This is a genomic window from Acidipropionibacterium thoenii DSM 20276, assembly GCF_000423445.1.
In the GTDB taxonomy this organism is placed as follows: domain Bacteria; phylum Actinomycetota; class Actinomycetes; order Propionibacteriales; family Propionibacteriaceae; genus Acidipropionibacterium; species Acidipropionibacterium thoenii.
The window spans coordinates 382,058-402,431 of record NZ_KE384018.1; the positions used below are offsets into that span (position 1 = coordinate 382,058).

Annotated in this window: 20 protein-coding genes; 13 read left to right on the forward strand and 7 right to left on the reverse strand. The window is 69.8% G+C overall.

The window, feature by feature from the left end; all coding sequences use genetic code 11:
* Window positions 1-3: 3 nt before the first annotated feature.
* Window positions 4-708 carry an SDR family oxidoreductase gene (locus tag G554_RS0111185; protein WP_027587956.1) on the reverse strand — a complete coding sequence of 235 codons (705 nt, stop codon included), beginning with the start codon at window positions 706-708 and terminating at the stop codon, window positions 4-6.
* Between the two features lie 66 nt (window positions 709-774).
* Here G554_RS0111185 and G554_RS0111190 point away from each other — a divergent pair, with 66 nt between their 5' ends.
* Both G554_RS0111190 and G554_RS0111195 read left to right on the forward strand, forming a co-directional pair.
* Window positions 775-1,992, forward strand: coding sequence for an arginine deiminase (locus tag G554_RS0111190; protein WP_027587957.1), 1,218 nt, complete (start codon window positions 775-777; stop codon window positions 1,990-1,992).
* Complete coding sequence (locus tag G554_RS0111195) at window positions 1,989-2,444, forward strand: hypothetical protein (RefSeq protein WP_036925399.1); 456 nt, start codon at window positions 1,989-1,991, stop codon at window positions 2,442-2,444. The genes G554_RS0111190 and G554_RS0111195 overlap by 4 nt, the downstream gene beginning before the upstream one ends.
* A gap of 26 nt (window positions 2,445-2,470) precedes the next feature.
* Here G554_RS0111195 and G554_RS0111200 read toward each other — a convergent pair whose 3' ends face one another.
* The 3 genes from G554_RS0111200 to G554_RS0111210 are packed head-to-tail and all read right to left on the reverse strand — an operon-like array spanning window position 2,471 to window position 4,945.
* Window positions 2,471-3,097: a Maf family protein gene (locus G554_RS0111200; protein WP_084648492.1), complete on the reverse strand. Its 627-nt coding sequence runs from the start codon at window positions 3,095-3,097 to the stop codon at window positions 2,471-2,473.
* 28 nt (window positions 3,098-3,125) lie between these two features.
* Window positions 3,126-3,329 carry an acyl-CoA carboxylase subunit epsilon gene (locus G554_RS0111205; RefSeq protein ID WP_027587960.1) on the reverse strand — a complete coding sequence of 68 codons (204 nt, stop codon included), beginning with the start codon at window positions 3,327-3,329 and terminating at the stop codon, window positions 3,126-3,128.
* 41 nt (window positions 3,330-3,370) lie between these two features.
* Window positions 3,371-4,945: an acyl-CoA carboxylase subunit beta gene (locus G554_RS0111210; protein ID WP_027587961.1), complete on the reverse strand. Its 1,575-nt coding sequence runs from the start codon at window positions 4,943-4,945 to the stop codon at window positions 3,371-3,373.
* 215 nt (window positions 4,946-5,160) lie between these two features.
* On the opposite strand from G554_RS0111210, the gene G554_RS0111215 reads away from it, so the two are divergent.
* The 5 genes from G554_RS0111215 to purE all read left to right on the forward strand — a co-directional run bounded on the left by G554_RS0111215 (window position 5,161) and on the right by purE (window position 9,768).
* On the forward strand, window positions 5,161-5,934 hold the full coding sequence (locus tag G554_RS0111215; RefSeq protein ID WP_281167968.1) for a biotin--[acetyl-CoA-carboxylase] ligase: 774 nt from the start codon (window positions 5,161-5,163) through the stop codon (window positions 5,932-5,934).
* A 37-nt stretch (window positions 5,935-5,971) separates the two neighbouring features.
* The gene (locus G554_RS0111220; protein WP_027587963.1) at window positions 5,972-6,688 is read left to right on the forward strand and encodes a Type 1 glutamine amidotransferase-like domain-containing protein; all 717 of its coding nucleotides are present in this window, start codon (window positions 5,972-5,974) and stop codon (window positions 6,686-6,688) included.
* A gap of 23 nt (window positions 6,689-6,711) precedes the next feature.
* Window positions 6,712-7,893: a multidrug effflux MFS transporter gene (locus tag G554_RS0111225; protein ID WP_245570033.1), complete on the forward strand. Its 1,182-nt coding sequence runs from the start codon at window positions 6,712-6,714 to the stop codon at window positions 7,891-7,893.
* A gap of 98 nt (window positions 7,894-7,991) precedes the next feature.
* A complete protein-coding gene (locus tag G554_RS0111230) occupies window positions 7,992-9,197 on the forward strand; it encodes a 5-(carboxyamino)imidazole ribonucleotide synthase (RefSeq protein WP_154654272.1) in 1,206 nt (401 codons plus the stop codon).
* On the forward strand, window positions 9,190-9,768 hold the full coding sequence (purE, locus tag G554_RS0111235; RefSeq protein WP_027587966.1) for a 5-(carboxyamino)imidazole ribonucleotide mutase: 579 nt from the start codon (window positions 9,190-9,192) through the stop codon (window positions 9,766-9,768). The genes G554_RS0111230 and purE overlap by 8 nt, the downstream gene beginning before the upstream one ends.
* Before the next feature lie 10 nt (window positions 9,769-9,778).
* Here purE and G554_RS0111240 read toward each other — a convergent pair whose 3' ends face one another.
* Window positions 9,779-11,035: an LCP family protein gene (locus G554_RS0111240; protein WP_084648493.1), complete on the reverse strand. Its 1,257-nt coding sequence runs from the start codon at window positions 11,033-11,035 to the stop codon at window positions 9,779-9,781.
* Between the two features lie 69 nt (window positions 11,036-11,104).
* Between G554_RS0111240 and G554_RS16035 the strand changes: the two genes are divergently transcribed.
* The gene (locus G554_RS16035; RefSeq protein WP_036925612.1) at window positions 11,105-12,157 is read left to right on the forward strand and encodes a glycosyltransferase family 2 protein; all 1,053 of its coding nucleotides are present in this window, start codon (window positions 11,105-11,107) and stop codon (window positions 12,155-12,157) included.
* Window positions 12,158-12,182: 25 nt separating this feature from the next.
* Here G554_RS16035 and G554_RS0111250 read toward each other — a convergent pair whose 3' ends face one another.
* On the reverse strand, window positions 12,183-12,971 hold the full coding sequence (locus tag G554_RS0111250) for a TIGR03089 family protein (RefSeq protein WP_154654265.1): 789 nt from the start codon (window positions 12,969-12,971) through the stop codon (window positions 12,183-12,185).
* Window positions 12,972-13,018: 47 nt separating this feature from the next.
* Between G554_RS0111250 and G554_RS0111255 the strand changes: the two genes are divergently transcribed.
* From G554_RS0111255 to G554_RS0111270, 4 genes are all read left to right on the forward strand, one after another.
* A complete protein-coding gene (locus G554_RS0111255) occupies window positions 13,019-14,104 on the forward strand; it encodes a mannose-1-phosphate guanylyltransferase (protein ID WP_027587969.1) in 1,086 nt (361 codons plus the stop codon).
* Between the two features lie 132 nt (window positions 14,105-14,236).
* Complete coding sequence (locus G554_RS0111260) at window positions 14,237-14,497, forward strand: WhiB family transcriptional regulator (RefSeq protein WP_027587970.1); 261 nt, start codon at window positions 14,237-14,239, stop codon at window positions 14,495-14,497.
* A 203-nt stretch (window positions 14,498-14,700) separates the two neighbouring features.
* The gene (locus tag G554_RS0111265) at window positions 14,701-17,961 is read left to right on the forward strand and encodes a glycosyltransferase family 2 protein (protein ID WP_154654273.1); all 3,261 of its coding nucleotides are present in this window, start codon (window positions 14,701-14,703) and stop codon (window positions 17,959-17,961) included.
* Window positions 17,958-19,430: a DUF5719 family protein gene (locus G554_RS0111270; RefSeq protein WP_027587972.1), complete on the forward strand. Its 1,473-nt coding sequence runs from the start codon at window positions 17,958-17,960 to the stop codon at window positions 19,428-19,430. The genes G554_RS0111265 and G554_RS0111270 overlap by 4 nt, the downstream gene beginning before the upstream one ends.
* A 38-nt stretch (window positions 19,431-19,468) precedes the next feature.
* Here the strand turns inward: G554_RS0111270 and G554_RS0111275 are convergent, their stop codons facing one another.
* Entirely contained in the window at window positions 19,469-19,894 is a 426-nt protein-coding gene (locus G554_RS0111275) for a metallopeptidase family protein (protein WP_027587973.1), read from the reverse strand.
* Window positions 19,895-19,943: 49 nt separating this feature from the next.
* Here G554_RS0111275 and G554_RS0111280 point away from each other — a divergent pair, with 49 nt between their 5' ends.
* Window positions 19,944-20,357, forward strand: coding sequence for a DUF3499 domain-containing protein (locus tag G554_RS0111280; RefSeq protein ID WP_084648494.1), 414 nt, complete (start codon window positions 19,944-19,946; stop codon window positions 20,355-20,357).
* Window positions 20,358-20,374: the final 17 nt, after the last annotated feature.

Sequence of the window (20,374 nt, forward strand, 5' to 3'; positions counted from 1 at the left end):
GGGTCAGAGCTTGTGGACGGGGCGGATCGACAGCTCCTCGACCATCGCCTCCTCGGAGGCCGTCAGGGCCAGTCGGACGGCGGCTGCCACCGACTCGGGGCGCAGGTGCTCACTGGGCACATAGCGTCGACCCGAGCCGGCCTGCAGCTCGACCTGCATGTCGGTGTCGACCCGGCCGGGATGGATCGACGTCACCCGGACCCTGCCGCGCTCCTCCTCGCGCAGGGCATCGGTGAGGGCCCTCAGGGCGTACTTGGCTGCCGCATAGATCCCGCCGCCGGGGCCGGGACGGTTGAGCCCCGAACCGGAGTTGATCATCACGACGTCGCCCCGGCGGGCCCGCAGCAGAGGCAGCACCATCCTGGTGAGGTCGGCCACCGCCACCACATCGATCTCCAGCACCCGTCGCCACTCGGCCCTCGGTGCCTCACCGATCGAGCTGGGCCCCCGGGAGCCGACCCCGGCGCTGTTGATCAGTACATCGAGGCGGTCAAGCCCCGCAACCGCCTCGGCGGTCGCCGCCGGGTCGGCCAGATCGCAGATGAAGGGCTGGGCCGAGGGCAGCTCGGCGACCACCGGGTCGACGGTCTCGGCCCGGGTGCCTCCGACCAGGATGTGGTGGTCGCGGCCCAGATCGCGGGCGATCGCCCGACCGATCCCGCGCGACCCGCCGGTGATCAGGACATGGGGCAGTGGGGTCTCGGACATGCCGACACCCTAGCCGCGGACGGTGCGACCGCAGGGCGCGTGGCGCCAGGGCGATAACCTCGGCGCATGGACATCACACCCTGTCAGGTGAACTCGGAGGTCGGCCGACTGCGCACCGTGATGCTTCATCGGCCTGGAAACGAGTTGCGACGTCTGACCCCTCGCAACTCCGACGCCCTGCTCTTCGACGGACTGCCGTGGGTGGACCAGGCGCAGCGCGACCACGACTACTTCGCCCAGCTGCTCGTCGACCACGGGGTCGAGGTGCTGCTGCTGGGCGACCTGCTGGAGGAGGTGCTGGAGAACCCGGCGGCCCGCTCCCGGGCGATCCACGACGCATTGTCGAGCCTTCGACTGGGCGACGAGGTGCGCGGCTACCTGCGGGTCCGGTTGGCCGAGCTGTCCAGCGAGGGTCTGGCCGAGGTGCTGATGGCCGGGCTGTCCAATGGGGAGCTGTCACGCCTGGAGCCGGCCGCTCCGCGCAGCCTGGTGACCGCCCTGCTGGCCCCCGAGGAGTTCGTCATCGCACCGATCCCGAATCTGCTGTTCACCCGCGACTCGAGTGTCTGGGTGGGCCGCCATCCGGCCGTCACCTCGCTGACGATGCCTGCCAGGCGCCGAGAGACCACGCTCACCGAGCTGATCTACGACCAGCACCCCAGATTCGCTGCGCACACCCCCTGCTACGGCTGGCGTCAGGAGAACCTGGAGGGTGGTGACGTGGTGCATCTGGCCGACTCGGTGATGGCGGTGGGAGTGGGGGAGCGCACCACCCCCGCCGGGGCCCAGCGGCTGGCCCGGATGGCCTTCGAGCTGGGCGAGGCGAAGGTGGTGCTGGCCGTGCCGATCAACCAGCAACGGGCCACCATGCACCTGGACACCATCTGCACCATGGTCGACACCGATGCGGTGGTGATGTACCCGCCGGTGGCCGACTCCCTGCAGGCCCTGGCGATGACTCCCGACGGCGACGAGATCCGGGTCGACCAGCCGAAGCCCTTCGTGAAGGCCGCTGCCGAGGCGATGGAGATCGACCGGCTGAGGGTCATCGACACCGCCCTGGACCCGGTGACCGCAGAGCGCGAGCAGTGGGACGACGGCAACAACACGCTGGCCCTGGACCGGCGCCTGGTGATCGGCTACGACCGCAACACCCGCACCAATGCCCATCTCGAGGATGCCGGCATCGAGGTCCTCACCATTCCCGGCTCCGAGCTCGGCTCGGGCCGTGGCGGCCCGCGCTGCATGTCCTGTCCGATCTGGCGCGAGCCGGTGGCTCAGTGAGCTCCGGGGGCACCGGCAGGTCGGGGCGAGTGGCGGCCGCTGCTGTCGTGCTGGTGGCCACCGGTGCGCTGGCCGGGTGCGGCGCCCCGGGGTCCCCGGTCAGCTCGGGGTCCTCGACCGCGGCCTCATCGGCCCCAGTGCCGGCCGGCTCCTCAGCAGCTGCCGACGCGGTCACCCTCCGGGCCCTCGGGATCGCGAACGGGCCGGATGGCTTCCCGGTCCCCGAGGGGCTCATCGTCTCCGAGCAGGTCGACAACCCCAACAACGTCACCCTGGTGATCGACTCCTTCCAGGGCGAATCGACCTACCAGTTCCTCAGGCGCCGGTTGCCGGCCGCCGGGTACACCATCGGTGACGACGCGAACCAGTCGCTGGTGTTCTCCGGCAAGGGCTGGCAGGGCGCCTTCACCGTCTCCCAGGAGGTCGCAGCTCTCACCCTGCGCAGACCCTGAGCACAACTGATCCCGAGCACAACGGATCACACCCTCCACAAGCTGTCCCAGGCCACCCCGAGGTCCAGCAGCATCTGGCGGACCAGCGGCAACGAGATCCCGCTGACATTGTGCGGGTCGCCATCGATCCGGGTGATGAAGGCGCCGCCGAAGCCGTCCAGGGTGAAAGCTCCGGCGACCCGCTGCGGCTCCCCGGTCTCGGCATAGCTTCGCACCTCGCGGTCGGTGAGGTCGGCGAAGGTCACGGTGGTCTGGCCGACCCGGGTGGCCTGCTGGCTGCCGGACCCCCCGATGAGAAGGATGTGGTGGCCGGTGACCATCACCCCGCTGCGGCCACGTAGCCGGTACCACCACTGCATCGCCGTCTCCGCGGTGTGGGGTTTGCCGAGCACCCGGCCATCCAGGTCCAGCACCGAGTCGCAGGCCACCACGATGGTCGGTCCGGTGATCTCCAGCGCCCCCACCACGCTGTCGGCCTTCAGTCGCGCCAGCCGTGCGGTGAGCTCGGTGGCCGGCTCCCCGGGTCTGCGGGTCTCATCGGCTCCCGAGACCCGGACCTCCGGGTCGATCCCGGCGGACCGCAGGGTGGCCAACCGGGCCGGAGATCTGGAGGCCAGCACGAACCGGTAACTGCTGCCCCTCGGTGAGTCCATCAGAACCTCCCCATCGGTGGTGGGCGGATCAGTACCGACGCAGGGATCCCTGCCAGGCGGCGTGCCCGGGCATGAAGGGCTCCCTGATAGGACGCCAGTAGGATTTCCAGCCGAAGGCCGCGGGCCGGTCCTCGGGGACGTAGGGGGCGGGCCCGGGCCGGGTGGCCACGGCGAGTACGGCGACCAGGGCGCCGAGCTCCTCATCGGTCAGATGGCCCCGGGTCACCTGGATGGTCTGGGTGTCCGGCTCCTCCCCGGGCCTCGTGACGGCGCTCACAGCGGAATGTTCCCGTGCTTCTTGGGAGGCAGTGCCTCACGCTTGGATCTCAGCAGCCGCAGGGTGCGGATCACCGTCCCGCGGGTCTCGTGAGGATGGATCACCTGGTCGATGTAACCCGACTCGGCGGCCACGTAGGGGTTCGACATCGTCGTCTCGTACTCGTCGACCAGCTCGTGGCGCATCGCGGCGGGGTCCTCGGCATTGGCCAGGTCCTTGCGGTGCAGGATGTTGACCGCCCCGTCGGCTCCCATCACCGCGACCTGGGCGGTGGGCCAGGCCAGGTTGATGTCGGCGCCCAGGGTCTTGGAGCCCATCACGATGTAGGCACCGCCGTAGGCCTTGCGTGTGATGACGGTCAGCAGCGGGACGGTGGCCTCACCGTAGGCGTAGATCAGCTTGGCACCGTGCCGGATGATGCCCTGGTGCTCCTGCTGGACGCCGGGAAGGAAGCCCGGGGTGTCGACGAAGGTGAGCACCGGGATGTTGAAGGAGTCGCAGGTGCGCACGAACCGGGCCGCCTTCTCGGAGGCGTTGATGTCCAGGGTGCCGGCATTGATCAGCGGCTGGTTGGCGACCACCCCGATGGCCCGGCCCTCGATCCGGCCGAAACCGCACAGCACATTGGGTGCGAAGAGCTCGTGGATCTCCAGGAAGGTGTCCTCGTCCAGCACGGTGTTGATCACCTCGTGCATGTCATAGGGCTGGTTCGGTGAGTCGGGGATCAGGGTGTCCAGGCCCCGGTCGTGGTCGGTGATGGTGAGATCCACCTCACCCTCGTCGTAGACCGGCGGGTCCTCGAGATTGTTCTGCGGCAGGTAGCTGATGAGGTCCCTGACATATTCCAGGGCATCGGCCTCATCGGCGGCCAGGTAGTGGGAGTTGCCCGAGACCGCCGAGTGGGTGCGGGCCCCGCCCAGCTCCTCCAGGGAGACGTCCTCGCCGGTGACCTCCCGGACCACGGCCGGGCCGGTGATGAACATCTGGGAGGTCTGGTCGACCATCACGATGAAGTCGGTGAGCGCCGGGGAGTAGACGTGCCCCCCGGCCGCGGCCCCCATGATGACCGAGATCTGGGGGATGACGCCGGAGGCCCGGGTGTTGCGCCGGAAGATCTCGCCGTACATCGCCAGCGAGGAGACGCCCTCCTGGATCCGGGCCCCGCCGCCCTCGTTGATCCCGATCAGCGGGCAGCCGGTCTTGACCGCGAAGTCGATGATCTTGCAGATCTTCTCCCCGTAGACCTTGCCCAGGGATCCGCCGAAGATGGTGACGTCCTGACTGAAGACGCAGACCGGCCGGCCATGGATGGCACCCATCCCCGTGATGACCCCGTCGGTGTAGGGGCGGCGCCCATCCATCCCGAAGTTGTGCGAGCGATGCCGGGCGAACTCATCGAGCTCGGAGAAGGAGTCCTCGTCCAGCAGTGCCAGAACTCGCTCCCGGGCGGTCATCTTGCCGGCGGCGTGCTGCTTCTCGACGGCTGCGGGCGAGGCCGCGTTGACGGCCTCGTCGATGCGACGGCCCAGGTCGGCGATCTTCCCGGCCGTGGTGTGGATGTCGATGTCCATACCGGGGAGACTATCCGTTCGGCCGACCGGTGTGCGTCGGTGTGTCATGTGACGAACCTCACAGCTTTGCGGGATCGCCGCCGCGGACGGCACCGAGCCGGGGCTCCACTCGGGCTAGGCTGCCGGCTGTGCCCATCACCCCCCCACTTGACGCCGCCCGGATCACCGCTCTGACCGGGGCCGAGACCAGGTTCACCCGGCACGGTTCCGGAGGGATCAGCTGTGTCGCCCGGACCGACTCCACCAACGCCACTCTGGTGAGGTACGTCCGGGAGGGCGGAACCGGTTACCGGGTGCTCATCGCCGACCGTCAGGACGCCGGGCACGGCCGATTCTCGCGGCCCTGGCAGGCCCCGGCCGGCACCTCCCTGCTGATGTCGGTGCTGGTGCCGGTGTCGGCCTCCCGACTGGCCGGCGACTGGGGCTGGTTGTCGATGGCCGCCGGACTGGCGGTCACCGAGGCGGTGGAACGGCTGGCCGGTATCGGGCGTGACCGGGTCACCCTCAAATGGCCCAATGACGTCCTGCTGGATCTCGACACCGACCACGGCGGGAAGCTGTGCGGGATCCTCTCCGAGCGGGTGGACAGCCCTGCCGGCGCCCACGCGGTGATCGGGATGGGCCTCAATGTGAGGATGGCCGCCGATCAGCTGCCGGTGCCCACGGCCACCTCGATGTCACTGTGCGGGCTGCCGGACGACCGTGAGAGGCTGGCCGCCGAGCTGGTGCTGGCGCTGGACCGCCTGATCGGCGTCTGGCTGGCGACCGGGACGGTGCGTGGCATCTACCGGGAGCGCTGCGACACCATCGGGACGCCGGTGCGTCTCACCTTCGATCCGGCTCGGGCCGCCGGTGGACCGGCCCATGTCGACGGGATCGGGGCCGACATCGACCTGGACGGTTCGATCGTGGTCGACGAGCAGGGACGACGCCGATCCTTCTCGGCCGCCGATGTGCAGCACCTGCGCCCGGCCCCAACTCTCGGCTGACCGGGACCTCGAGGGGCATCGACCCTAGACTGACCCCATGACCAGCCATATCCTCGCCATGGGCGGCGGCGGTTTCTCGATGTCGACCCGCGGCGCCCCGACGGCACTTGATCGTTACATCCTGGATCTGTCGGGAAAGTCCTCCCCCCTGGTGTGCTTCGCCCCCACGGCAGCCGCCGACGACCCGGTGTACATCAACCGTTTCCTGGCCGCCTACTCCGCACTGGGGGTGCGGACCATGGTGCTGACGCTGTGGCAGGGCGCGGCCGAGTCGGTGGACCGGCTGGGCCAGGCCGATGTGGTGCTCTCGGGCGGCGGGTCGACGGCGAACCTGATGGCGTTGTGGCGGGCTCATGGCGTCGACCATGTCATCAAGCAGATGGTCAACCGGGGCTCCGATGTGGTGCTGGCCGGGGTCTCGGCCGGCGCCGCCTGCTGGTTCGCCGGATCGCTCACCGACGCCTTCGGGGACCTGAGGGCCTGGCGCGGCGGGCTGGGCCTGCTGCCGGGCTCCTTCTGCCCGCATTTCGACGGTGAACCGGACCGGCCGCCGGCCTACGCCCAGGCCATCGCCTCGGGGGTGCTGCCGAGCGGGTACGCCGTCGATGACGGTGCCGCGGTGCATTTCATCGACGGTCGCTTCGACCAGGCCGTCAGCGAGCGTGAGGGCGCCCAGGTGAGCCGGTTCACCAGCAGCAACTCGCCCACCGCCGCCGGGGTGCTGCGCGACCAGCTCGATGTCGAGGTGCTCTGATCCGCACAGCGGGACCGGTCCCGGTGCTGACCGCCGGTCTGCTGATGGGCCTGGCCCTGATGTCGGCGGCGGGCTCGCTGGCCACCGACATGTACCTGCCCTCCCTGGTGGGGATGACCAGGGAGCTCCACACCAGCTCCTCGCTGGCCCAGTTCACCCTGAGCGCCTTCATGGTCGGGATGGCGATCGGTCAGCTGGTGATCGGGCCGGTGTCGGATGTGCACGGCCGCAGAAGGCTGATGATCGGCGGTTCGGTGGTCTTCCTGCTGTCCTCCCTGGCGGCCGCCTTCGTCGACTCCGTGTGGCTGCTGATCGGGCTGCGGGTGGCGATGGGATTCGCCGGGGGGACCGGCCCGGTGGTGTCGCGGGCGATCATCGCCGACCTGGCCAGAGGCCGTGAGGCCGCCCGCGCCTTCTCGGTGATGATGGCCATCCAGGGCCTGGCGCCGGTGGTCGCACCGATCCTCGGCGGTCAGCTGGCCGGCCCGATCGGCTGGCGGGGGATCTTTGTCGTGCTGGCCGGATTCAACCTGGCGATGGTGCTGGTCGCGGTCCTCCTGGTGCCCGAGTCATTGCCCGCCGAGCGGCGCGCCGAGCCCGGTCTGGCCAGGCTGGCGCCCTCCTTCGCCCAGGTGCTCGGAGACCGGGTCTTCGTGGGTCATGCACTGTCGATGGCGATCACCTTCGGAGTGATGTTCGGCTACATCTCGGCCTCCCCCTTCGTTCTGGAGAAGCAGCTCGGGCTGAGGTCCTCGACCTATTCGTTGGCCTTCGCCGGCAATGCCGTGATGGTCATCCTGGCCTCGCTGCTCAACTCCCGGCTGATCCGCAACCACGAGCTGGTCCGGATCGCCCGGTCGGGGATGGCGATGACGGTCTGCGGATCGCTCGGCCTGCTGCTCAACGGGATCGCCGGACCGCGACTGTGGCCCACCCTGGGGCTGCTGGCCTTCTCGGTCTTCGGGGTGGGGCTGGTACTGGGCAACACCACCGCACTGGGTGCCGCACAGGTTCCGCACGCCGCCGGCGCCGGATCGGCGGTGATGGGTGCCGCGCAGTTCCTGGTCGCGGGGATCGTCTCCCCGCTGGTCGGGCTGGGGGCGGATGCCGCCGTCTCGATGGCGGTGGTGATGCTGGCCTGCGCAGTGGGAGCGAACCTCTGCCACTACGGACTCGCCGGGGCCGGCCGGCACGGACTCGGCTGAGGGTGCCCCGGTCGCGGGTTGACCATAAGATTGCCCCCGTGAGCCCAACCCCAGACAGTGCCCCGCGTCAACCTGCGAACCCGGTCGCCTCGAGGCCATTGGCCCCGACGTCCGTCCAGAGGCCTCGCAGCGCCGATCCGCGGGGTCAGTACAGGGTGGGGATCATCGGCGGTGGCCAGTTGGCCCGGATGATGCACCAGGCGGCCATCTCGCTGGGGGTCGACGTCCGGCTGCTGGCCGATGCACCCGACGAGTCGGCCGCTCAGGTGATGGGCGATGTACAGATCGGCTCCCACCTGGATCATGACGCCGTGCTGGCCTTCGGCCGGGACTGCGATGTGGTCACCTTCGACCATGAGCACGTGCCCACCGATTTCCTGCGCGAGATGGAGGCCGAGGGGATCGCGGTGCGCCCTGGCGCCGAGGCCCTGGTGCACGCCCAGGACAAGGCGGTGATGCGGGCCAGGGCGGCAGCCGACGGGCAGCCCTGCCCGGCCTGGGAGATCTGCGGCGGCCCCGAGAAGCTGGTCGCCTTCGGCAACAGGCACGGCTGGCCGGTGATCGCCAAGACCTCCCGGGGAGGGTACGACGGCAAGGGGGTCTGGAAGGTCAACGGCCCCGACGAGGTCGCCGAACCCTTCGATGCGATGGGAGGGCTGGCCGACGGCGACCAGCCGATCCAGATCCTCGCCGAGGAGTTCGTCGACTTCACCCGTGAGCTGTCGGCCATCGTGGTGCGCTCGCCCTCGGGCCAGGCGGTGGCCTACCCGGTCTCCGAGACGATCCAGCGCGACGGCATCTGCGTGGAGACCACCACCCCGGCACCGGGGATGAGTGACGAGCGTCAGTGCGAGATCCAGCAGATGGCTCTGGACATCGCCGGCCGGCTGGGAGTGGTGGGCGTGATGGCGGTGGAGCTGATGGAGCGGGCCGACGGGTCGGTGGTCATCAACGAGTTGGCGATGCGCCCCCACAACACCGGGCACTGGACGATCCACGGCTCGCGGACCAGCCAGTTCGCCAACCATATTCGTGCCGTCCTGGACCTGCCGTTGGGAGATCCCTCACTGACCGCTCCGGTGGTGGTGATGGACAATGTGCTGGGCGGTTCGGTGCAGGATCTCACCGGCGCCCTGCAGCATTGCTTCGCCAGGGACCGCAGCCTCCATGTGGAGCTCTACGGCAAGCAGGTGCGGCCGGGGCGAAAGGTGGGCCATGTCACCTGCCTGGGCTCCGATGTCGCCGATGTGCAGCGACGTGCCCGCGATGCCGCCGGATACCTGATGGGAAGAGACAATGCCTGACACCAAGAAGTCGCCCCGGCGCACCAAGTCCGAGCCGCGTACCAGGGCTCGTCGGGTGGCCGACGAGCAGGTCGTGACGCCCCGGGTCTCGATCGTGATGGGTTCGGATTCCGACTGGCCGACGATGGAGCCCGCGGCGGCGGTGCTCAAGGATTTCGGCGTGGTCTTCGAGGCCGACGTCGTCTCGGCCCACCGGATGCCTGAGCAGATGGTGGAGTTCGGCCGGGCCGCCCACGAGCGGGGGATCCAGGTGATCATCGCCGGCGCCGGCGGTGCCGCCCACCTGCCCGGCATGCTGGCGGCGCTGACCCCGCTGCCGGTGATCGGGGTGCCGGTGCCGCTGGCACACCTGGAGGGGATGGACTCGCTGCTGTCGATCGTCCAGATGCCAGGCGGGGTTCCGGTGGCCACCGTGGGCATCGGCAATGCCAGGAACGCCGGACTGCTGGCGGTGCGCATCCTGGCAGCCGGTGATCCGGCTCTCACCGAGAGGATGCTGGCCTTCCAGGAGGATCTGCGGGCGGGCGCCCAGGCCAAGGGGGAGAGGGTCCGCCAGTTCGGCCAGGGCTGAGGCCCCGACCTCAGCGGGCGTACTGCTCGGCCACCGAGGTGTCGCCCTCGGCGAGCGCCTCGAAGAGGGCTCGCGCCTTGGCCTTGTCCCACAGCACCGAGGAGCCGGCCGCGGTGGAGGCATTGGCCTGTGCGATCGGCACCGTGATCCTGATGCCGTCACTGCCGGTGGCCCGGTGCAGGCCGATCATCGTCCTGGCCGCAGTCCACAGCGAGGTGTCGGTGCCCCGCGTGAAGGACTCGGCGGCCGCCATGTTGACCCGCCAGTAACGGATCGGGTTGATGACGGTCCAGGGGCTCATCACCTTCCTGGCGACCGCGGCGGTGACCTGTTGCTGGCGCTTGACCCGGCCCAGGTCTCCCAGCGGGTCGGCCTTTCTCATCCGGACGTATCCCAGAGCCTGGATACCGTCGAGCCGCTGACAACCGGCCGGCAGATTGGTGTGGGAGTCCTTGTCGACCATTGCCTTGTCGAGGCACACCTGGACCCCGCCGACGGCGTCCACCATGTCGACGAAGCCGGCGAAGCCGACCTCGATGTATCCATCCATCCGCAGTCCGGTGGCCTGCTCGACGGTCTGCATCAGCAGCTTCGGGCCGCCGATCGCGTAGGCGGCATTGAGTTTGTTGTGGCCGTGGCCGGGGATCGCGACATAGGAGTCGCGCGGCAGTGAGATGAGCACCGAGCCGCCCTTGGGCGGGGTGTATAGGATCAGCATGGTGTCGGTGCGTGCGCCGGCCTCGGTCCCGGTGCCGAGCTTCTTCTGCTCCTCGGGGGTGAGGTTGTCACGCTGGTCGGTGCCGATCATCAAGGTGGCGGTCCCCGGCTGGGAGGCTGGACGGTCACCCTCCGGGGTGGCGTCGACCGTGCTGGACCGCACCAGCGCGATGGCTGGCACGACCAGCAGCCAGATCAGCCAGGCGATCAGCGGGGCGCGGACCAGCCGCCAGGCTCGGTGACGTCGTGGTCGGCGGCCGCCGGACCTGGCGACCCGAGGGGGCGCAGCCGGCGGTGGCACCCCGCGAGAGGCGGCCCTCGGGGAGATCTTCTGGGCGGATCCGCGCTGCTGGGACCGTGGCGGGACCCCGGAGTCGTATGAGTAGCTGACCGGCCTGAGGGGATGGCCATCGGGATCCACCGGCGGGGGAGGCTGGGAGGCCGACTGCCCAGCTCGTGAGGAGCCGGAGGTGCCCGGGCTCGGCTGGTCACTGCCGTAGAGCCAGTCCAGGTCACTCTGGCGGGATTGTTCGTCTCGGGGATCGGCCATGGCCCAACCGTAGTTCTCCCGGGCGGCGCCTCCCGGCCTCACAGGGCCGATGCTGGCAGAATGGACACCATGCCCTCGCAGTTCGCTCCACCGGTCAGCATCGTCATGCCGGTCCGCGACGAGGAGAAATACCTCGCCTCCTCGGTCGACGGAATCCTGGCCCAGGGTTATCCAGGTGAGATGGAGGTCATCCTGGTGGTCGCCCCCAGCAGCGACGCCACCCAACGCATCGCCGAGACCATCGCGGCCAGTGATGACCGGGTCAAGGTGGTGCCCAATCCGTGGTCCACCACACCCAGGGCCCTCAACATCGGGGTGGCCGCAGCTCGGTTCGACATCATCGTGCGGGTCGATGCCCACGGGGAGCTCGGGCCGGAGTACATCGCCACCGCGGTGGAGCTGCTGGAGCGCACCGGGGCCGCCAATGTCGGCGGAGTGATGGACGCCCGCGGCAAGACCCCCTTCGAGCAGGCGGTGGCGGTGGCCTACACCTCCCGGCTCGGCCTCGGCTCCTCCTCCTTCCATCTGGGAGACTCCCCCGAGGGGCCGGCGGACACCGTCTTCCTCGGGGTCTTCCGAAAAGCCGATCTGATGGCGGTCGATGGATTCGACGTCAGCTTCGACAGGGCCCAGGACTGGGAGCTCAACTACCGGCTGCGCCAGTCCGGCCGTCAGATCTGGTTCAGCCCCAGGCTCAAGGTCACCTACCGCCCCCGTTCCACCGTCGGGGAGCTGTCTCGTCAGTTCTTCCGCACCGGCCAGTGGCGTCGGGAGGTGATGCGCCGGCACCACGACTCGGTGAGCCTTCGATATCTGGCAGCTCCGTCGACCGTGGTGGGCTGCGTGCTGGGAACCGCGGCCGGAACTCTCGGCGTGGTCCGGATCCTCCAGGGCAGACCGGGCCGTTCGATGATCTGTGGGTGGGCACTGCCGCTGGGATATCTGTCGGCGATGGTGGTCGGCAGCGCCGCGATGCGCCGGCCGATGCCCCGCCAGGTGCGCCGGCGGCTTCCCCTGGTGCTGATGATCATGCACATCTGCTGGGGTGCGGGGTTCCTGAGGGGTCTGCAGAGGCACCATCAGGAGGCCGACGACGCCGGTCAGCCACCGCTGATCGAGTGAGTCGGGCCGCCGCGGGCCCGAGTCCTCATGCCGGCCGGGCGTGCTCCTGAGCCGCCAACCCGGCCAGGCTCAGGCCATCGGGAGGCGATTCCACCAGCACCAGCGATCCGGCCCCGAGCAGACATCCGGCCAGCAGCTCAGCGATCCGGGCGGCGGGGGTCCGCAGGCTCGCTCCGGCACTGACCAGTCCCTCGGCATCGACCATCACGGCCTCGTCGATTCGGGACTGCTCCGCCAGCTGCTGTCCGGTCAGAGGTACCTGGTCGCACAACCAGATCCCCGTTGCCGGGGCAGGGGTGGGGGCGGGCATCTCGTCGGGCATCGCCAGCGCCTCGGTGAAGTCGATCGCGCCTGGAACAGCCTGGCGGCACGGTCCGGCCAGCGGTTCCAGCGAGCACTGCACCAGGGGAACTGCCGGATCGGTGCCCGAGGCGTCCGGGCCGCTGACCGCCACAGCCGCGGTGGCGGCATCCTCGGGTCGCACAGAGGGACGGGCCCCCGACCACCAGCAGGCCAGCAGCCAGCAACAGCTCACCCAGTGCAGGGGTCTGTCGGCCAGTACCGGCAGATACACCAGATCTCCGGCCCCGATGCCCTCCTCGGCCATCAGATGGACGGTCTTGGCCAGCCAGGAACCCACCGTGCGGCCCGAGAGCTCGACTCTGGCCCGGTCGTGGTACCAGGTCAGCAATGGGTCGGCCCCGGAGACCTCCAGTCGCTCTGCCAGCCGGGCCACCGGATCAGCCGCGACCGAGGCGGGGCGGGGTGATGGGTATGAGGGTCGGGGCCCCGGAGTGGGGGAGAGCTGCACCATGGCCTGAATTGTGCCGCGGGGGGCCTGCTTGCCGCTAGGCTGAGGTCATGCGCCACGTCCTCATCATCGCAGGTGGGTCGGGCACCCGGCTGTGGCCGCTGTCCCGGCAGGGTGAGCCCAAGCAGCTGCTGGAACTCATCGATGGGCTCAGCCTGTTGCGAATGTCCTACGAGCGGATCCAGGGGCTGGTACCGGATGAGAACATCCTGGTCTGCACCGGAGCCGACTACGCCGACGCGGTCGCCGGCCAACTTCCGGAGATCCCCGCCGACAACATCCTCGGCGAGCCGGTCGGTCGTGACTCCTTGGCCGCAGTGGCCTGGCCGGCCGCCGTCCTGGCCGCCAGGGACCCTGAGGCGACTGTCGCCACCGTCACCGCCGACCACATCATCCGGCCGGTCTCCGACTTCCGCGCCTCCCTCGAGGCGGCCTTCGGACTGGCCGAGACGGACCCCACTGCCCTGGTGACCTTCGGTGTCGTACCGACAGAGGCCAACACCGGATACGGATACCTGCGGCGTGGCCGTGCCCTGGCCACCGGCGTCGAGCTGCCGGGGGCCTGCGAGGTGCGGGAGTTCGCGGAGAAGCCCGATGCCGACACCGCCCGTGGCTATCTCAGCTCGGGGGAGTACTGGTGGAACTCCGGGATGTTCGTGTGGCGGGCCCAGACCCTGCTGGACGTCCTGGAGGTGCTGCGACCCCAGCTGCGCCACGGCGTCGCCCAGCTGGTCTCCGAACCGGCACGGCTCGCGACGATCTACCCGCAGCTGGAGAAGATCTCGGTGGACTTCTCGGTGATGGAACCGGTCTCCAGAGGCGAGGCGCCGGCGCATGTGGTGGCGGTGCCGCTGGACATCCAGTGGTACGACGTCGGGTCCTTCGAGAGCCTGGCACCTCATCTGCCCGGCGACGGGGAGGGTAACTGGCACACCGGCATGACGGTCTGCCTGGATGCCGACGGGAACCTCCTGATGAATCAGCGCCCGCACGCCGTGATGGCGGTCGCCGGATTGCACCGGATGGCAGTGGTCGCCACCGACCGGGCCACCCTGGTGGTGCCGCTGTCGGATTCCCAGAAGGTCAAGGCCCTGGTGGCCAAGGTCGCCGCCGAACAGGGTGGCGAGTTCGCCTGAGCCGGCGGGCTCGCACACGGAACGACAGCCGTGTAACTTTGTGACCGCGCAGCACATGCGCCAGTGTGGGGGAAATGTCCCGGAGATCCGGGGCGTCCTCGTGAAAGGTGCCGGTCCGCTCGAGGAGTGCATATGGACGATCCTGTTTCGTCATTGTTCGGAGCCGTCGTCGACGGAGTCGACTCGTGGCAGGCCAGAGCCCTGTGCGCCCAGACCGATCCGGAGGCCTTCTTCCCCGAGAAGGGGGGCTCCACCCGCGAGGCGAAGCGGATCTGCGAGCACTGCGAGGTGCGGGCCGAGTGCCTCGACTACGCCCTGGCCAATGACGAACGGTTCGGGATCTGGGGGGGCCTCTCGGAGATGGAGAGGCGTCGGATCAGGCGCCGGGCCTGAACCTGTCACCGGGCCCAGGTCCCCATCTCTGACGCCGTTCAGCTCGGGATCCACCCATTCGCCTACTAGACTTCCCACCTACGGCCGAGGCCGAGATGACCTCCTGGCTGTCTGTGACGTCGAGATTCCCGTCAGTGATCGAAGGGCAAGGGTGGGCCACCATCGTGAGTGAGCAGGACGCAGACCCGGGAGACGACAATCCGATGTCGTCGCCGGCTGAACCCCCGCGCACCGATGAGGGACTGACCGACTGGACGATTCCGGTGGTGCCCTCGTTGCCGGTCAATGAGGAGGACTGGGAGTGGGCCTGGAAGCCGCAACCCGAGCCGGTCACCGCGATCTCCGCGGATCAGGTGGCGGCGATCCTCATCGTCCACCAGGCTGTCGAGTGGCTGCCCAGCACCCTGGTCCATCTGGCGGAACTGGCCGATCGACCGGGGGTGACGGTCGCCGTCGACATGGGATCGACCGACGGCTCCGCCGAGCTGCTCGCCTCGGCCCATCGCGACGGGTTCCTGGAGGATGTCCTGGAGGCGCCGGCCTCCGAGACGCCGGGACAGGGCATCGCCCGGGCCGTGGCGACCCTGCCCGATGACATCAGCCACATCTGGATTCTGCACGACGATCTCGAGGTGGAACCGGCCAGCCTTCACCAGATGCTGGTGGAGGCCTCGCGTCCGCCGATCGCGGACCTCTGCCTGCCCACCCTGCTGCGTCCGGCCAGGCGCAACTACCCCGAGCTGATCGTCGAGCAGGGCCAGACCCTGACTTCCACCGGTTCCCGGGTGCTGCCGATGGTTGACAAGGGAGACATCGACCAGCACCAGTCGGATCCGGTCCGGGTGCTCGGCGGGTCGACCGCCGGGATGTTCATCTCCCGGGCCGCCTGGGACTCGCTGGGCGGCCTCGATCCGGCGGTGCCGTTGTTCCGCGACGGAGTGGATCTCGGCTGGCGGGCCAACGAGGCGGGCATGGTGGTGCGCACCGCGCCCAGCTGCGCTCTCCACCATCGGCAGGTCGGACGTGACTGGCGACGGGACTCGACCCTGGCACGGCGTCCCGACCTCGCCGACTCCCTGGCGGGGATGAGAGTGGTGGCGGCGCGCTCGCCTCATCCGGGCCGCACCGCTGCCTGGTTGTACCTGGTCTGCCTGGGCCGGGCTCTTCTGCTGCTGCTCGGCAAGGCCCCCGGCAGGGCCCTGGACTCCCTGAGGGCCGGGCATCGATTGTGGCGCAGCCGCTCGCTCACCGCCGAGATGGCTGGGCGGATCGCCGACTTCCGCCAGGGTTGCGATCCCGATGACATCGCTGCCACGGCACGACTGCTGCCCACCCGGCGTCGGGTCTGGGCCAGGATCGCCGACCAGTTCGCCGGGGACATGAGCGACCGCCTGCACCCCGATCGTGATGCCGACCTGGGAACCTCGCTCGACGAGCTGACCGGTGAGGACTACGAGGCGCGCGAACACCACACCGTCATCAACCCCTACACCACGATGCTCGTCGTGATGGCGCTGCTCGGCCTGATTGCCGGACGCCGTCTGTTCGGCTCCGGCAATGTCGTGTCCGCATGGCTGGCACCGGCACCCGACGGCCTGCACGGGGCCTGGTCGGCGTGGTTGGGGGCCACCGCGGGGCAGCCCGGTGCCAACGCGCCCTGGCTGGGAGTGGCGGCTCTGGGATCGGTGCTCACCCTGGGCCAGCCGGAGATCCTGGTCCGGGCCGGACTCATCATGGGTCCGCTGCTGACGGCGGTCTCGGCCCACCGGGTGAGCAGGCGGATCCTGGGACTGGGACTGCCGGCCGTGCTGCTGGCCGCCAGCTGGGCGCTGATACCGGTACTGACCGGCTGCTACGCCCGCGGATCGGTCACCGGGATCGCGATGGGCATCATCGTGCCCCCACTGGTCCTTCATCTGTGGCGGCTGCTGTCACCGGAGACCATTGACGTCGACGAGCTGTGGGGTGCCGGGGGGCACACCGTCGATCTCTGGCGAACTGCCGGCGCGCTGGCATTCTGGACGACTCTGGCGGCCTCCTTCGTGCCGGCCTGCTGGCTGGTGGTGCTGGTCTGCCTGGTCGGCTGCTGCGCGAGGGATCGGTCCCTGTGGCGTCAGGCCCTGCTGGTGGTGACCGCCCCGCTGGTGGCCCTCAGCCCGTGGCTGATCCGGGTGGTGCACAGTCCGGCTCGCCTCATCACCGGCGCTGATCCGCTGCTGACCGGCCAGGGGGTCCATCCGGGTGGCCTGCTGGTGCTGGTGGGCGGCGGGTTGAGCGATGGCGTGGCGCCGCTGTGGCTGATGCTGGTGGGCATCCTGCCGGTGTGGTTCGCAGCGCTGTGGGCCCTCACCTGGCTGTTCCGCAACCGCACCCTGACCGGCGTCTACCGCGGAAACCGTGGACTGGTCGCCGGGGTCGCAGTCCTCTGCCTGATCTGCTTCGGGGCCGCCGCGGTGAGCTGTCGGCGTCTGGTCCGGCTGTGGGGAAGCCAGGTCCACCCCGAGATCGAGACCTGGCAGCTGCTGGGGTTCGGCTGTCTCCTCATTCTCATCAACATGGCCTGGCAGGGGGTCCTGCTGAAGGCTCAGGCCGACGAGACCACCGAGGAGCTGGGCGACTCGCCCAGCCTGGGTCAGTTGATGGCCAGGTGGAGTCGCAAGGTGCTGCCGATGGCCTTGATGGTCGGGCTGGTGGCGACCGGCCTGTGGTGGGTGGCCGGCGGCATCGGCCAGCCTGTGCACCGGGTCTCCTCCAAGTTGCCGGCCTATGTCACCGCGGTGGAGGAGTCGCCGCGGCGCACCCGGACCCTGATGATCCTGGTCCAGGATCCCCGCACCAGCTGGAACCTGGTCGACTCGCGCAACCCGGGCTGGGGTTCGGGGGAGCGGCCGGCCATCTCCACCGATCCGGCCATTCGTGCCGCGGTCACGGAGCTGGCACAGTCCATCGCATCCGGTGACGTCGGGGAGAATCTGGCCAGTCAGCTGGCCACTCTGGGCATCGGCAATGTCTGGATGAGAGGGGCCAGCGATGACACCGTCTCCCAGGTGAGCAACGCCTCGGGTCTGACATCGGCGACCGCCGACGCCACCAGCACGGTGTGGACCGTGGAGGGTGGTCCTTCCCGGGCATGGCTGGTGGAGGGCCGGACCTCGGTCCCGCTGAACGGGACGGTGCCCTCGGGCAGCGCATCCCGCGCGATCGTCATCGCCGAGCCGAGGGACCATCGCTGGCAGGTGGACGTCTCCGGCACCCCGCTCCAGCAGCAGGGCCGGCCCGCCGGCGGGATCGGCCAGAGCTATCGCCTCGGCAACGCCCGGGGCCCGCTGGAGTGGCGGATGCCCACCCAGGGCTGGGCGGCGGCGGTGGAGCTGGGCACCATTCTCGTGCTGCTGATCATCGCCGGGCCCAACGCATCGGGGGGCTCCCGCGCGCCGCGCCGGGTCCTGGAGGTGACCTCATGACTCCCATCCCAGACGAGGGTCCGCGCAGGGCCAGGCGAGGCCTGCGGGCCGACCAGGCCCCCCGCACCGAGGATCTCAGCGATCCCTCATCGCCCGTGGAGAAGGCTCCGCCGGCCCGCCGCGCCGAGGAGCCTGAGCAGACCGAGGCGGCCCCGGACCAGGTCCATCCGGTCCGCTCGGCAGCACGGGTCGGCGCACTGCGGGCGGTGGGTTTCGCGGTGCTGGCGCTGGCGGTCGGGATCGGCTCCGCCCTGATCCCCGGCCAGCAGGCCAGCACGACCGGGGCCTCCGCGGTGGTTCCCGGACAGACCCTGGTCTGCTCGCCCTCCCTGCAGAACGCCGCGGTGACTGCCGCCTCCACCAGCCGAACGCTGAGAATCGGGGCGCTGGGCGGCAGTGATCGCGAGGTGCCGGTGCCCGCTTCCGAGTCGGTGGCGAAGTCCGCCGCGGTGGTGAGATCGGTCAGCGGTCAGGGTCGGCCCGCCGCCACCACGATGAGCGTGGTGGGCAGCGGGGCCGGGGCCACCAGTTCCTGGACCAACTGCTCGACAGCCTCCACCGGTGGGACTCTGATCGTGGAGGATCCCAGCATCTCCGACATCGTGGTGACCAACCCGGAGGCCGATGAGGCCTCGGTCGACGTCACCCTCAGCGGTGCGAAAGGGGTCATCAATGCCACTGGTACGAGGGGCCTCACGGTGCCCGCCAGATCCAGCCGGGTCCTTCCGCTGTCGGTCTGGGTCTCCGGGAGATCACCGGTGGCCGCGACCCTGAGCACCGACACCAGCCGGGTGGTGGCGGTGGCCCGCACCAGCGGACCCAACGGCTCCCAGGCCTTCCCGATGAGCTCCGCTGCTCAGAACCTGTGGATCCCGGCAGTGCCCTCCCAGGTGTCGGCATCCGAACTGTTGGTGACCAACCCGAGCTCGAGCCGCGCCACCGTGAAGGTCACCGCGATGGCAGCCGGTGGCGCCTTCGTCCCCGAGGGAGCCGACGAGATCGAGGTGGAACCCTACTCGACGATCACTGTCGACCTGGGCAAGGCCCTGGCCGGGGAGGCGGTGGGCCTGTCGGTCAACGCCAATGTCGCGGTCGGTGCCCAGGTGAGGGTGACCAAGGGCAAGGACATCACGATGGCGACCCCGGCGGCGGCCGCCACCAGCCTCCAGTCGGCCCTGCCGAGAGGTGGCACGGTGTCGCTGTCGAACCCCACCAACCAGGTCGCACAGGTCACCGGCTCCTACCGGACCGCGAGTGGCGCGACGACGAGTTTCACAGCATCGCTGCCAGCCAGCAGCACGTGGACCAAGGACCTCGGCGGCACCGGCGGTCACCTGCTGGTCAGCTCCGATCACGCCATCATCGGCGGGGTCTGGTACACCGGGGCCGGTCTGTCCTCGGTGCCGATGTCGGTGGTCAGCGGCGCCGGCAGAGTCGTCCGGCTGTCGGTGGATCCACAACTGTCATAGCCGAGGGAGCCGGCAGCCCGTTGCTGGCGCGGATCCGGCTAGGTGTCCTGGTCGGCGCCCGGATCGATGACGTCGATCGGGAAGCCGGTGAGGGCACTGAGCTGTTCCACCAGAGTGCGATGCACCAGGATCACCAGCCCCTGCGGGGTCGCCGCCCGGATCTCCAGGGGGCGACGGAACAGCACCACCCTGGCCGGGTTGTGCTCATCGCCGTCCTGGGCGGAGGTGAGTGGAACATGGTCGGCCACGAAGGACTGCCGTTCCGGGACGTCCTCGATCCCGACCACCAGCCGGTCCAGGACGGCCGGGCAGGTCTGGGAGATGCGATCCAGCGAGGCCTGGACGGCGTCTGCGAAGAACTCGGAACGGGAGGGCCGGGGGGCGGGTACCACACCCCCCAGCTCCCGGGGCACGATCAGTGGTCCACGTATCCCGCGGCCATGGCGATCACGACGTGACGACATGCTTCCACGGTAGTGGTACCCGCGACGGTCGCGGCGTAGTGTCCCGCGGGTGAGAGAGTGTTCGCGATCGGGCTGCCCCAGACCGGCGGTGGCGACGTTGACCTACGTCTACGCCGAGTCGACGGCGGTGGTGGGTCCGCTCGGTCCCGCCCGGGAGCCCGGAAGCTACGACCTGTGCCGGGAGCACTACCGGGCCCTGTCGGCTCCTCGGGGCTGGGAGGTGATCCGGCTGCCCGGAGTCGAGGAGGCTCCAGCGGTGACGGCCGACGACGACCTGATGGCTCTGGCCAGAGCGGTCCGCGAGGCCGGGATGCTGGACGAGGAGGTCCCCTCGCAGGCCCACCGCGAGCCCGATGCGGCAGGGGTGAGGGTGGTGGCCCAGCGAGGCCACCTCAGCGTCATCGTCGACTCACCGGCGCAGCCCGAGGTCTCTGGCCGGCAGGCCGGTCGAGGAGCGCACTAGGCTGGAACCGCCCAACA

What these genes read in the sequence shown, in the direction of transcription:
- G554_RS0111185 (WP_027587956.1), bottom strand. Translation starts at nt 708, where the DNA reads ATGTCCGAGACCCCACTGCCCCATGTCCTGATCACCGGCGGGTCGCGC.
- G554_RS0111190 (WP_027587957.1), top strand. Translation starts at nt 775, where the DNA reads ATGGACATCACACCCTGTCAGGTGAACTCGGAGGTCGGCCGACTGCGC.
- G554_RS0111200 (WP_084648492.1), bottom strand. Translation starts at nt 3,097, where the DNA reads ATGGACTCACCGAGGGGCAGCAGTTACCGGTTCGTGCTGGCCTCCAGA.
- G554_RS0111210 (WP_027587961.1), bottom strand. Translation starts at nt 4,945, where the DNA reads ATGGACATCGACATCCACACCACGGCCGGGAAGATCGCCGACCTGGGC.
- G554_RS0111220 (WP_027587963.1), top strand. Translation starts at nt 5,972, where the DNA reads ATGACCAGCCATATCCTCGCCATGGGCGGCGGCGGTTTCTCGATGTCG.
- purE (WP_027587966.1), top strand. Translation starts at nt 9,190, where the DNA reads ATGCCTGACACCAAGAAGTCGCCCCGGCGCACCAAGTCCGAGCCGCGT.
- G554_RS0111240 (WP_084648493.1), bottom strand. Translation starts at nt 11,035, where the DNA reads ATGGCCGATCCCCGAGACGAACAATCCCGCCAGAGTGACCTGGACTGG.
- G554_RS16035 (WP_036925612.1), top strand. Translation starts at nt 11,105, where the DNA reads ATGCCCTCGCAGTTCGCTCCACCGGTCAGCATCGTCATGCCGGTCCGC.
- G554_RS0111250 (WP_154654265.1), bottom strand. Translation starts at nt 12,971, where the DNA reads ATGGTGCAGCTCTCCCCCACTCCGGGGCCCCGACCCTCATACCCATCA.
- G554_RS0111255 (WP_027587969.1), top strand. Translation starts at nt 13,019, where the DNA reads ATGCGCCACGTCCTCATCATCGCAGGTGGGTCGGGCACCCGGCTGTGG.
- G554_RS0111260 (WP_027587970.1), top strand. Translation starts at nt 14,237, where the DNA reads ATGGACGATCCTGTTTCGTCATTGTTCGGAGCCGTCGTCGACGGAGTC.
- G554_RS0111265 (WP_154654273.1), top strand. Translation starts at nt 14,701, where the DNA reads ATGTCGTCGCCGGCTGAACCCCCGCGCACCGATGAGGGACTGACCGAC.
- G554_RS0111270 (WP_027587972.1), top strand. Translation starts at nt 17,958, where the DNA reads ATGACTCCCATCCCAGACGAGGGTCCGCGCAGGGCCAGGCGAGGCCTG.
- G554_RS0111275 (WP_027587973.1), bottom strand. Translation starts at nt 19,894, where the DNA reads ATGTCGTCACGTCGTGATCGCCATGGCCGCGGGATACGTGGACCACTG.